The organism is Streptomyces sp. NPDC020490, from assembly GCF_044335305.1.
Classification (GTDB): domain Bacteria; phylum Actinomycetota; class Actinomycetes; order Streptomycetales; family Streptomycetaceae; genus Streptomyces.
The window spans coordinates 39,671-51,673 of the sequence record NZ_JBIRUY010000007.1; the positions used below are offsets into that span (position 1 = coordinate 39,671).

At 73.0% G+C, this 12,003-nt stretch carries 9 protein-coding genes and 1 pseudogene; 7 read left to right on the forward strand and 3 right to left on the reverse strand.

The window, feature by feature from the left end:
* The first annotated feature begins 403 nt into the window (after positions 1-403).
* From ACH4ZX_RS09975 to ACH4ZX_RS09990, 4 genes and pseudogenes are all read left to right on the forward strand, one after another.
* Positions 404-1,084: a transglycosylase family protein gene (locus ACH4ZX_RS09975; protein WP_398270303.1), complete on the forward strand. Its 681-nt coding sequence runs from the start codon at positions 404-406 to the stop codon at positions 1,082-1,084.
* A gap of 334 nt (positions 1,085-1,418) precedes the next feature.
* A complete protein-coding gene (locus ACH4ZX_RS09980) occupies positions 1,419-2,261 on the forward strand; it encodes a hypothetical protein (protein ID WP_398270306.1) in 843 nt (280 codons plus the stop codon).
* Between the two features lie 46 nt (positions 2,262-2,307).
* Positions 2,308-3,261: pseudogene (locus ACH4ZX_RS09985) on the forward strand (helix-turn-helix transcriptional regulator); the annotation flags it as partial.
* Positions 3,262-3,592: 331 nt separating this feature from the next.
* Entirely contained in the window at positions 3,593-3,808 is a 216-nt protein-coding gene (locus ACH4ZX_RS09990) for an I78 family peptidase inhibitor (RefSeq protein WP_398270309.1), read from the forward strand.
* Positions 3,809-3,930: 122 nt separating this feature from the next.
* Here ACH4ZX_RS09990 and ACH4ZX_RS09995 read toward each other — a convergent pair whose 3' ends face one another.
* Together ACH4ZX_RS09995 and ACH4ZX_RS10000 are read right to left on the reverse strand one after the other, a co-directional pair.
* A complete protein-coding gene (locus ACH4ZX_RS09995; RefSeq protein ID WP_398270312.1) occupies positions 3,931-4,959 on the reverse strand; it encodes a phosphatase PAP2 family protein in 1,029 nt (342 codons plus the stop codon).
* Between the two features lie 237 nt (positions 4,960-5,196).
* On the reverse strand, positions 5,197-6,417 hold the full coding sequence (locus ACH4ZX_RS10000; protein WP_398270315.1) for a hypothetical protein: 1,221 nt from the start codon (positions 6,415-6,417) through the stop codon (positions 5,197-5,199).
* Between the two features lie 259 nt (positions 6,418-6,676).
* Between ACH4ZX_RS10000 and ACH4ZX_RS10005 the strand changes: the two genes are divergently transcribed.
* A complete protein-coding gene (locus ACH4ZX_RS10005) occupies positions 6,677-8,281 on the forward strand; it encodes an MFS transporter (protein ID WP_398270318.1) in 1,605 nt (534 codons plus the stop codon).
* Between the two features lie 240 nt (positions 8,282-8,521).
* On the opposite strand, the gene ACH4ZX_RS10010 is transcribed toward ACH4ZX_RS10005, so the two are convergent.
* Positions 8,522-8,959, reverse strand: coding sequence for a cell division protein SepF (locus ACH4ZX_RS10010; RefSeq protein ID WP_324785711.1), 438 nt, complete (start codon positions 8,957-8,959; stop codon positions 8,522-8,524).
* Positions 8,960-9,261: 302 nt separating this feature from the next.
* On the opposite strand from ACH4ZX_RS10010, the gene ACH4ZX_RS10015 reads away from it, so the two are divergent.
* A complete protein-coding gene (locus ACH4ZX_RS10015) occupies positions 9,262-10,428 on the forward strand; it encodes a DUF5685 family protein (protein ID WP_398270322.1) in 1,167 nt (388 codons plus the stop codon).
* A 553-nt stretch (positions 10,429-10,981) separates the two neighbouring features.
* A complete protein-coding gene (locus tag ACH4ZX_RS10020) occupies positions 10,982-11,884 on the forward strand; it encodes a S1 family peptidase (protein ID WP_398270326.1) in 903 nt (300 codons plus the stop codon).
* The last annotated feature ends 119 nt before the right edge of the window (positions 11,885-12,003 follow it).

Below are 12,003 nucleotides of genomic sequence, written 5' to 3' on the forward strand. Positions count from 1 at the left end.
CGTGAACCGGGCGGATCCCGGGCTCATGAAGAAGACAACGGGCGATCTGTGGCGGTAGTCACGCTCGGCGGCGAACGGAATCGAACCATCCACCGCGCAGCGTCACGATGGGTGCGGAATCGGGCACTCACTGTCAATTGCCGGAAAGCGGAAGGGGGTTGCTTCCGTGAGGTGGCTCACAGAACGGCCGGAAGGGTGGTCGACAAATCCCGAAATCACGGAATGAAGTGGGTGGCCGAAATTCGCCGATACCCCGGGTAACGGTGAACTGGCCTGGAAAGACAGGCAGTTGGTTGATGTCGGCTCGGTGACCTCCCTACATTCCTCCGCCGTGTGCAACGAGCGGTGCAACGAGCACCGTTCGGGTCCGTTTGCGGATCCAGGTCCTTCGGGAAGGAATCACATGTCCGAGTGTGCCGATACCACCCGCGACAACGTCCGTAAGACGCGTACGACGGCGGTCCTCGCCGGGGCCGCTCTGCTCGCCGCCCCTCTCGGGCTGCTGACCGCCACCGGCGACGCCGCGGCGGCGGACGGCGGGGTGTGGGACCGCATCGCCCGCTGCGAGAGCGGCGGCGACTGGCACATCAGCACCGGCAACGGCTACTACGGAGGACTCCAGTTCTCCGCCGGCACCTGGCGCGCGTACGGCGGCACGGCCTACGCGCCGACCGCCGACAAGGCCACCAGGGAACAGCAGATCGCCGTCGCCGCCCGGGTCCAGCGCGCCCAGGGCTGGGGCGCCTGGCCGACCTGCGCGGCACGGGCCGGGGCGTACGGCGACGCGCCCGCGGCCGCGTCCGGCTCCTCGTCGGCCACCGGGTCCGCCACGTCGCAGTCGTCCAAGCCGTCCAAGCCGTCCAAGCCGTCCAAGCGGTCGAAGCCGGTGAAGGCGCCGGAACGTCCGGCGGGTCACCCCGGCCGCGGGGAGTCCCGCGGCGACTACACCGTCCGCGCGGGCGACACGCTGAGCACGATCGCCGCCCGGCACGGGACCAGCTGGCAGCGGCTGTACGCCCGCAACAAGGCCGTCATCGGCGCCGACCCCGACGTCATCATGCCCGGGCAGCGGCTCGAGATCTGACCCGTCCCACCCCGCCCCGGCCCGGATCGATCCCTGCCAGGATCCCGGGCCGGGGCGCCGTCGCGCCCCGCCTCGTGGTCCGAGCCCTCCGATGGACTTGCGCTGGGCCGTCCGGAAGCCGACCCTTGAAAGCACCGGGCGTGTCCTGCCCGGACCGACACCCGGCGGTGAGAGCCGGGTGTCCCAGGGTGACATGAACAGCACCTGCTTCGACGTGCCGCAACTGCCGTACGAGGCACAGATCATGCAACCAAAGCGCCGGGTCGCGGGTCCAACCGGGCAGAGCACGCCGAGGAGGGCCCCGAGAAGGGACCCGAGGGGAGATCCGCACCGCATGACGACGCCGGCTCGGCGGTCCGCACCGCTGCGCGCCGACTGCATCGCCGACTCCGCGGGCGGGCTGACCTTCGACGTCCCGGCGGCCGGCGAGGCGGGGACGGCCCACCTGGTGCTGCGCCGCCGCGACGGGCGGGAGGAGGTCTGCCTGCCGCTGACCCCGGCGGCGAGCGGCCGCCTGCGCGCCGCGCTGCCCAGCATCGTCGCGCTGCCCGAGGGCCGCTGGGACGCCTACGCCTGCACGGACGACGGCGAGACGCACCGCCTCGTGCCCGGCGTCACCGACCTGCGCTCCCTCGCGGCCCGCACACCCAGCGGCTCCCGCGGCCACGTCGCCGTGCGGGTTCCCTACGCGACCCGGCAGGGCAACCTCACCGTCCGCAGCTGGCTGCGCGCCCCGCACGCGGAGGCGGGTGACCTGCGCACCGGCGAGGGCGCGCTGACGGTGCACGGACGCGTGTACGGCACCGCGCTCACCGCCGACGCCTGCGTCGAACTGCGCGGCCGCCACGCCCCGGACCCCGTGCGGCGGCTGGACATCCGCGCCGACGACGCCGAGTTCCGCTTCACCGTGCCCTACGCCCGCCTGGAGCCGGGCATCTGGGACCTGTGGCTGCGGCCCGCGGGGAAGACGGGGCCGGGCGTGCGGATCGCGCGGCTGCTCGACGACGTCGCCGACCGGAAGCCCGGGCCCGCCTGCGCACGCGTGCGCGTGGACACCCCGCACGGCCCGGTCGAGGCCGGTCCCTACTACACACGCGACAACGACCTGTCCGTGTCCGTCACTCCCGTCACTCCCGTCTCCGTCACCCCCGTCGCCCCCGCCGCGTCACCGCGGTGACCCGTCGCGGACAGAAGCTGTCCGCGACGGCTGGCAGACTCGGGCCATGTTGGAGACCTCGGCACGACTGCTGCGCCTGCTCTCGCTCCTCCAGGCCCACCGCGAATGGTCCGGCGCCGACCTCGCCGAACGTCTCGGCGTCACCCCGCGCACCGTGCGCCGGGACGTGGAGCGGCTGCGCGAGCTCGGCTACCCCGTCAACGCCAGCCCCGGCACCGGCGGCGGCTACCAGCTGGGCGCGGGGGCGGAGCTGCCGCCGCTGCTGCTGGACGACGACGAGGCGGTCGCCGTGGCCGTCGGGCTGCGCGCGGCCGCCGGGCAGGGCATCGAGGGCATCGGCGAGACGTCCGTGCGGGCCCTCGCCAAGCTGGAGCAGGTGCTGCCGGGCCGGCTGCGCCGTCGTGTGGGCGCGCTGAACGCCTTCACCGTGCCGATGCTGCGCGGCCCGCAGTCCTCCGCCGTCGACCCCGCGGTCCTGACCGAGCTGGCCGCCCTGTGCCGGGACCGCGAACGCCTGCGCTTCGAGTACCGCGACCACGGCGGCGCCGCCACCCGCCGCACGGTCGAGCCGCACCGCCTGGTGTGCACGGAGCGCCGCTGGTACCTGGTCGCCTGGGACCTCGACCGCGACGACTGGCGCACCTTCCGCGTCGACCGCATCACCCCCAGGCCCCCGCACGGTCCCCGCTTCGCCCCGCGCACCCCGCCCGCCGACGACCTCGCCGCGTACGTCTCCCGGGGCGTCTCCACGCGCGCGTACGCCGAGCACGCCGTCATCCGGCTGCTGGCGCCCCTGGAAACGGCGGCCGAGCGCATCTCGCCGTCGGCCGGCCGGCTGGAGGCGGACGGGCCCGGCCGCTGCATCCTGCGCGCCGGCGCCGCGAGCCTCGACCTGATGGTGCTGTACGTCATGATGACCGGCTTCGACTTCGAGGTGCTGGAGCCCGCCGAGCTCACCGACGCGATCAGGACCGCCCGTGACCGCCTGTCCCGGGCCCTGGGCGGGGCTCCGTGACGCGGGGATCCTGTGGCCGAACGGTGCTTTCCCTGTGTCCGGGCGGTTCGTGCCTCCCGGGCGGAATCGGCCGGGAATGGGGTCCGGGGGGACTTTCGGGGTGTTTTCCGAGCGGATATCGGAGGCGCCGTCGCACCGCACGGGAATTCCGTTCGCTTTACCCGCGGAAGATGTCCGGAACCGTCCGAACGAGTGATGGTGTTCGACCGAAACGCGTGTCGTGGTCCTGTGACAGAAGTGTGACCGGAGCAGGACGGGAGACCCTCCGCGCCGGTCCGGCCTTCCCCGGCCGCGGGCCAGGGCCTAGCGTGGCGGCATGGACTCGATTCCCACTCCGCCGGCGGAGCCCCAGGACAGCCCGGAGGGCTACGTCGGCCTCGACGCCGCCGGGGCCGAGCGGCTCGCGCGCGAGCGTGGCTGGAGCACGGTGCGCTCGCTGCCGCCGGGGGCGATCATCACGATGGAGTACCGCTTCGGCCGGCTGAACTTCGAGGTGACCGACGGCCGGGTGACGCGCGCCTGGAAGGGCTGACGGACGGCGACTGCCCCGGCTCCGGGGGTTGACGGACGGCGACGGCCCCGGCTCCGCGAGGGAACCGGGGCCGTCGCCGTGCGGGGGAGGCTGTGCGTACCGGCCCCGCCGCGCCGGTGGCGTCAGCCGCCCGTGACCGGCCGGGCCGCCGAGGTGGTCGTGGTACGCGGGACGCGGTCGGCGTGCGGTGGCCTGCGGCTGCCGGCCGGCGTGACCGGCGTGCGCTCCGAGCGGGTCATGTGCGGCCCCGGGGCCAGGTAGACGGGCGCGCGTGCCGAACGGGACATGGCGGCGATCGTCTCGCGGGCCGCGGCCTCGTCCTGCGCGGAGGAGGCCCGCGGTTCGGTGAGCGCGGGCACCGCGACCGGGGCGGGCGCCGCGCCGGTGACGCCGCCGCGGGCGCGCCATCGGTCGCGCAGGTCGAAGAGGGCGACCTCGGCGCCGGCGATCAGCGGCTCGCACCAGGGCAGGGCGAGCAGGATGAGCAGACCGGCGGTCCAGCCGAGCAGCACGTCGCTCAGCCAGTGCGTACCGAGGTACACGGTGGCCATCCCGACGCCGAGCGCGGTCACCGCGGACACGGCGGACAGCCAGCGGCGGGCTCTCGGGGTGGACGCCAGATAGGCCAGGATGCCCCAGGTCACCACCGCGTTGGCGGTGTGGCCGCTGGGAAATATGTCGCCGCCCAGGCCCATCTCGTTCGAGCCGATGGTGGTGGCGTAGTGCGGGCCGAGGCGGCCCATGCCGAGCTTGGCGGCGCCCACCGTGACGTTCAGCAGCAGCAGCGAGGCGCCCAGGGTCAGCAGCGGACGCAGCGTGTGCTGCCGCCAGGAGCGCCAGCCCAGCCAGGCCGCGACCATCACCGCGGTGGGCCCGCGCTGGCCCAGGACCACGTAGTAGTCGACGAACCAGTGGATGCCGGACCACTGCTGGTACGGCCGGAAGAACATGACCTGCCAGTCGAGGCGGACCAGCCACGAGGTGGTCACCACGAGCCACACGATCGCCAGGTAGAAGGCGAACGTGCCGACGAGCAGCGCCACCCGGTGCCGGCTCATCCTCGGCACGTCGAGGTTGGCCGGTCGTTGCGGCTCCCGGTCCAGCCTGGTGAACACCCGGTCCAGACGGGTGAGGATTCGTTCGGTACGCACCCAATCGACGTTACAGCGAGTGAGCTCAGTTCTCCGTCGAATCAGCGGCTTTGTGATGACGATGTGATGTGGGATTCCTCTCAGCCGGGCTTTATTTCCAGCGAATCCACATTGCCGGGGCCGGGTGCTCCTTCAATTCCTTTGATCATTCCATGGAACGGTTAAATGGAGCTTTTGAATTCGTTCACCGAATGCTGGTACGGATTTACCCGGGCGCTCATCACGCAGCGCGGTCGCTCACGGCGGACCCGAGCCGTTCAGCCAGAACGCCCCGTACACGGCGGACGCCGCCGCGACGCCGCCCACCACCAGCGCCGACCTGGACGGGCGCAGCCGCGCCAGGGCCACGGCGAGGGGCAGCAGCAGCGGGAAGGCGGGCATCAGCAGGCGCGGTTTGGAACCGAAGTAGCCCGACGCGCACAACGCGAGGGCGGTGACCACGCCCGCGTACACCAGGAGCGGGAGCGGCTGGCGCTGCCGCACGCACGCCCCGTACAGCAGGCCGACCAGGACGACCCCGGCGATCAGGCCGGCGCCCGCGAGGGCCGACGGGAAGGACGTGAACCGGCCGGCGACGAAGCGGGCGAAGGCGTAGCCGCCGTCGAAGCCGTTGCGCCAGCCCGCCTGGACGTCCAGGTAGCCGAGGGGACCCTTGCCGGTGTGCCGGCCGACCCACAGGACGTACCCGGCCGTGCCGAGGGGCGCGAGCAGCATGCCGAGGGCGCGCCGTCGGACGGTCGCGCCCCCTGGGGGCGGGCTGTCCCCGCGCTGGGGGGCGCGTGCGGGGCCGCGCGCGCCGTGCGGGCCGGGAACGCTCCCGTTTCGCACGAACGAGGTGATGCCCGCCGCCCACACGGCGGCCGCCACCGCGAGTCCCACCGGCCGGGTCAGCCCCGCCAGCAGGGCCAGCGAGCCGGCCGCCGGCCAGCGGCCGGCCAGCACCGCGTACAGCGACCAGGCGGCCAGCGCCGTGAACAGCGACTCGCTGTACGCCATCGACTGCACGATCCCGACGGGCAGCGCCGCCCACAGCAGCACCGCGCACACCCCGGCCCGCGGGCCGTACAGCCGGTCCGCGACGGCGAAGATCCCCCAGGCCGCCGCGAGCGAGGAGAGCAGGGCGACGGTGAAGCCCGCGCCCGCGTACGACAGCGGCGTCACGGCGTGCAGCAGTCGCTCCAGCCAGGGCAGCAGCGGGAAGAACGCCAGGTTCGAGTGGACGTCCCCGTTCGGCAGCCGCACCTCGTAGCCGTAACCGAGCCCGGCGACCCTCGCGTACCACAGCGAGTCCCAGCGGGCGGTGAGCAGGGTGTACGCGCTCCTGTCGCGCGCCGCGCTCCACAGGGCCAGCGCCACCAGGCCCAGGGCGCGCACGGCCGCGTACCCGAGCAGGGCCGGGGCTGCCCGGCGCAGGGCCGTGGTGCCGGGCGGGGCGGTGCGCGTCGCGAGATCGGTCACGGCCCCGATTATCGGCCGCACGCGGAACCGGACGGCCGGGCGGGGCGTGGTCGCGGGGGAGGAGAGTGGCGTACGCCACACAGGTTCGCGCGGAGTCTGAGAGGTCCGCCACTCGGCACTGTCCGGATCTCGCGTACTCTGACGTGTCACTCGCCTTCGTTTGCGCGGGCCGGGGAGCACTGCTCCTCTCGGCCAGAGTCACGGGGAGTCCCCACCCGTGAGCCCGCCGGACGCGAGGGAAAGTCTGGGAGGTACGTACATGTCCCTAACGACCACGGCCGCCGCTGAGCTGCGCCGTCGGGCGGCCGGGGCCGGTGCCAACCGCTGGGTCGTCCTCGTCGTGCTGTGCGTCAGCCTGCTGCTGGTGGCGGTCGACGCGACCGTGCTGCACGTGGCGGTGCCGGCCGTCACCGAGGACCTGAGGCCCGGCGCGATAGAACTGCTCTGGATCGTCGACGTCTACCCGCTCGTCTGCGCCTCGCTGCTGATCCTCTTCGGCACGCTCGGCGACCGGGTCGGCCGCAGACGGATCCTGCTCCTCGGGTACGCGCTGTTCGGCGTCGCCTCCGGGCTGGCCGCCCTCGCCCGCGATCCCCAGGTTCTGATCATGGCGCGGGCGCTGCTCGGCGTCGGCGGCGCCATGATCATGCCGGCCACGCTCTCGATCCTGCGCCAGGTCTTCCCCGACCGGCGTGAACGGGCGCTCGCGATCGGTGTCTGGAGCGCGGTCGCCGCGGTCGGCGCGGCCGTCGGCCCGCTGCTCGGCGGCTTCCTGCTGGAGCACTTCTGGTGGGGGTCGGTCTTCCTGGTCAACATCCCGCTGATGCTGGTCAGCCTGCCGGTGGGCCGGATCCTGCTGCCGGAGTCGCGGGGCGCGAGCGACGGGCCCTGGGACGTGGTCGGCGCGCTGACCGCGGCGGCCGGACTGTTCGGCGTGGTGCTGGGCGTGAAGCGGCTCGGCGGCGGCGAAGCGCCGGGGAGCGTGTTCACGGTGGCGCCCCTGGTGGTGGGCGCGGTGCTGCTGGTGCTGTTCGTGCGCAGGCAGCGGCGCCGTACGCATCCGCTGGTCGACCTCGGCATGTTCGCGCGGCCGGCGTTCAGCACCTCCGTGGGGTGCATCGTGCTGGCGATGCTCGCCCTGGTGGGCCTGGAGCTGATCGCCGCGCAGTACCTGCAGCTGGTGCTCGGGCTGTCGCCCCTGGAGACGGGCCTGCGGCTGCTGCCGCTGACGTTCGCCGCGATGGCGGCCGGGCTGGCGGGGGCGCGGATGCTGCGGCGCTTCGGGCCGCGCCGGATGGTGTGCTTCGGGTTCTGCCTGACCGCCGGGGCCGTGGTGCTGCTGACCGTGATGGGCGCGACGGACAACCCCGCGCTGCTGCTGTCCGGCTTCGTGCTGCTGGGCTTCGGCCTGGAGACGACGCTGTTCGGGGCGTACGAGTCGATGCTGAGCGAGGCCCCGACCGCGCAGGCCGGCGGGGCTGCGGCGATCGGGGAGACGTCGTACCAGCTGGGCGCCGGCATCGGGATCGCGCTGCTCGGCAGCGTGATGAACGCGGCGTACGCGCCGGGGCTGTCGGCCGTCCCCGGTGTGCCGGCGTCGGCGTCCGCCTCGGCGGGGCATTCGCTGGGCGAGGCCTACGAGGTCGCCGGGAAGCTCGGCGGGCCGGTCGGCGCGGCCCTGCACCGGGCGGCGCGGGACTCCTTCGTGCACGGGCTGCACGTGACGCTGCTGGTGAGCGCCGGGCTGTTGCTGCTGGGGGCGGTGATGGCGCTGCGGCTGCCGAGGGTGATGCAGTGCGCGGAGCCGCCGGCCGTCGAGGTGCCCGCACCCCGGGAGGCCACCCAGCCCCGTGTCTCGGTGTGATCCCGGTCGAACCGCACAAGGGGATTCTGCTCGCCCGCCCACCCGGGGCGGCGCTTGGATGCCGGGCCGGCCACCTGCGTCCCGAGCAGGTCGGCTCCGGCGGACTGGACGACGTCCGCGAGGCCATCGAGATCTTCCGTACGGCGCGGACGGCACCAGCTCGTGCTGGGCAGGGCGCTCACCGGGCTCGACGCCTTCCGGTGAACCCCGCGTGGTGCGGGGCCGGTGAGCGGCCCTGCCTCAGCTCTGGTTGAAGAACCCGTCCGTCCGGTGGGAGGCGGGCTCGCCGCTCACGATCTCGGTGTCGGCCGGGCTCAGCAGGAACACGCGGTTGGACACGCGGTCGATCGAGCCGCGCAGGCCGAAGATCAGCCCGGCCGCGAAGTCGACGACACGCTTGGCGTCGCCGGCCTCCATGGCCGTGAGGTTGATGATCACCGGAACGCCCTCGCGGAACATCTCGCCGATGGCGCGAGCGTCCCGGAAGCTGTCCGGGGTGATCGTGCCGATGCGGCGGCCGCGGTCCTCCGCGACGTCCGTGGCCACCCTGACCCGCGGGTCGGTGACCCAGGCATCCCCGGGCTCGGTCCCTTCGGAGTAGTCGTCGTCGTAGTAACGCTCGTCATCGTTGTCGTCGACGAGGCCAAGCCAGGCACTCGCCTTGCGTACCGATCCCATGGACGCCTCCTCTCACAGCGGTCTTTCGTGCTTTCCGCATCCCTATGGTCATCCATGATGCGGACGTCGCGCCAAGTGGATAGACGCCGCGCGGGGGGTTTGTGACGGTACTGGTGCACAGCGAATCCGTCGAGAGTCCGTGTGTCCCACGGGTTGTTGCCCAAACGGCTGCTGACTGTGAGTGAAATATGATTCTTGCTGGCGGACGGGTGACGGGCGGCGCGTACGGGTGAAGGAACGGTCGGTACGATGCGCCAGTTCAACGCCTTATAGGTGGTCGCGCACGCCACGGGGGGATCGTCTTGTTCGGAATTGTCAGACCTTGCCGGCATCGGCTGGGGGAGCGCCTGGGGGCCCAGTGGATGGCCCATCTGTGCGGGTTGTGTCTCGCTCTCCGTAAGGACCACGGACAGTTCGCGCGATTCGTGACGAACTACGACGGACTTCTCATATCGGTGCTGACGGAGGCTCAGGCCGAGAGGCAGGACGGATGGCGGCGCACGGCGGGGCCGTGCCCCCTGCGCGGCATGCGCACCGCGTCCGTAGCGCGGGGCGAGGGGGCGCATCTCGCCGCCGCCGTCTCGCTGGTGCTCGCCTCGGCCAAGGTGCGCGACCATGTCGCCGACGGCGACGGGCTGCTGGCCCGCCGGCCCGTGGCGGTCGCCGCCCGCCGGGTCGCCGCGAGCTGGGGTGCGGCGGGCGCCCGCGGCGGTGTCGCCGTCGGGTTCGACACCGCCGTCCTGCTGGACGCGGTGGAGCGGCAGACCGGCATCGAGGCGCTCGCCGGGCCGGGGACGCCCGTGCTGACGGTCACCGAGCCCACCGAGACGGCGACCGCAGCCGCCTTCGCCCACACCGCGGTGCTGGCCGGCCGGCCGGGCAACGCCGAGCCGCTCGCCGAGGCCGGCCGTCTCTTCGGGCGGCTCGCGCACCTGCTGGACGCCGTGGAGGACCAGGAGGCCGACGCCGCCTCGGGCGCGTGGAACCCGCTCACCGCCACCGGGACACCGCTCACCGAGGCCCGGCGGCTGGCCGACGACGCGCTGCACGGGATACGGCTGGCGCTGCGCGAGGCCGAGTTCACGGACGGCGCGCTCGTGCACCGGCTGCTCGTGCACGAGTTGCGCACCTCCGTCGACCGGGCCTTCGGCACCGCTTCCTGCGCCCACGGGGCGGTGAAGTCGGCGTCCGGTCCGTCCGCGCCGCCCGGCGGGCCGGGTACCCCGCTGCCGCCGCGGCCGCCCCGCGCCCCGCGCGGGCTCATCGCGGGCTGCGCGGTGTGGCTGGGGCTCGCCTGCACCTGCCAGATGTGCTGCGGCGAGTTCGAGGACCCGTGGACCCGCCAACGCCGGGAAGGCCTGTGCAGCAACACCGACTGCAGTGACTGCGGCGACTGCTGCAGTTGCTGCGAGTGCTGCGGGAACTGCGGTGACGGGTGCGACTGCTGCGACTGCGGCTGCGACTGCTGAACCGGGTGTCCGCCGGCCCCGCCGGTGAGAGCCGGCGGGCGGCCGGGCCGGGAGGCGGTCGCGCCCTTTGACGGCCGCGCTGCTCCAGCGTCACGGCCTGTTCCGCACCTTCTATACGGGCGGCACGCTGAGGGGCCACCCGGGCCTCGCGGCCCCCGCCGCCCGGCACACCGTGGCCGGTGGCGCGTCCTGACGGTCCGGCATGCCGTGGCCTCATCGCCACCCCGAGTCGGCTGCCGCGGACATGACATGTATGCGCCATTCCGACGGTGCCTCACGGACTCCCGGCGGGTGCGGACTTCCACCCTCCAGGGTGAAGAACAGCGAGAATGCTTCGGTTCGCGGCAAGATCAACGACCTTGTGGTGAAGCCCGGTTGAACGTCATGCGGCCGAAAGGCGCCCTTGCGCCGCTCGACGGTGCGGCCGAATACTCCCGGCAAGCGCCTCGTCAGAGACACAGCGTGTCCGAAATCCGGATACCTGTGCGCCTGGCTGCGCCTCACGGGCCCCGACCCCACGCGGGCCCCCGAATTCCCATGGAGGGAACGAAAAGTGAGGATCAAGCGCACAACTCCCCGCAGCGGTATCACGAGACGGACCCGGCTGATCGCCGTCACCACCGGACTCGTGGCCGCGGCAGCGGTCGCGGTCCCCAGCGCGAACGCGTCCAGCGCCACCCCCTTCAGCACCGCCCAGCTCAAGAGCGCGGGCAACTCGGTGCTGAAGGCCGACGTCCCGGGCACCGCCTGGGCCGTCGACAGCAAGACCAACCGGGTCGTCGTCACCGTCGACAGCACGGTCTCCAAGGCCGAGATCGCGAAGATCAAGCGCCAGGCCGGCAGCAACGCCGGGGCCCTGACCATCAAGCACACCCCAGGCACCTTCAAGAAGCTGATCTCCGGCGGCGACGCGATCTATGCGAGTAGCTGGCGCTGCTCGCTCGGCTTCAACGTCCAGGACTCCAGCGGGAACTACTACTTCCTGACCGCCGGTCACTGCACCGACGGCGCGGGCACCTGGTGGTCGAACTCGTCCCACTCGACCACCCTCGGCACCACCGCCGGGTCCAGCTTCCCCACCAACGACTACGGCATCGTGCGCTACACGAACACGTCCGTGACCAAGTCGGGCACCGTGGGCAGCCAGGACATCACCAGCGCGGCCACCCCGTCGGTCGGCACCACCGTCTACCGCCGCGGCTCCACGACCGGCACGCACAGCGGCAAGGTCACCGCGCTCAACGCGACCGTCAACTACGGCGGCGGCGACATCGTCTACGGCATGATCCAGACCACGGTCTGCGCCGAGCCCGGCGACTCCGGCGGCCCGCTGTACGGCGGCACCACCGCCTACGGTCTGACCTCCGGCGGCAGCGGCGACTGCACCTCCGGCGGCACGACCTTCTTCCAGCCGGTGACCGAGGCGCTCAGCGCCTACGGGGTGCACGTCTACTGATCCGCTGCCGATACGCGCCACCGGCCCGCGCATGAGCCGGCCCGCGCATGAGCCGACCCGTGGCCGGCAGCGTCCGAGCCCCCGCACGCCCCACCGTGCGGGGGCTCGCCCGTGCCGAA

Excerpts from the sequence above, each read along its gene's own strand:
- ACH4ZX_RS09975 (WP_398270303.1), top strand. The coding sequence starts at position 404 with ATGTCCGAGTGTGCCGATACCACCCGCGACAACGTCCGTAAGACGCGT.
- ACH4ZX_RS10005 (WP_398270318.1), top strand. The coding sequence starts at position 6,677 with ATGTCCCTAACGACCACGGCCGCCGCTGAGCTGCGCCGTCGGGCGGCC.
- ACH4ZX_RS09990 (WP_398270309.1), top strand. The coding sequence starts at position 3,593 with ATGGACTCGATTCCCACTCCGCCGGCGGAGCCCCAGGACAGCCCGGAG.
- ACH4ZX_RS10010 (WP_324785711.1), bottom strand. The coding sequence starts at position 8,959 with ATGGGATCGGTACGCAAGGCGAGTGCCTGGCTTGGCCTCGTCGACGAC.
- ACH4ZX_RS09980 (WP_398270306.1), top strand. The coding sequence starts at position 1,419 with ATGACGACGCCGGCTCGGCGGTCCGCACCGCTGCGCGCCGACTGCATC.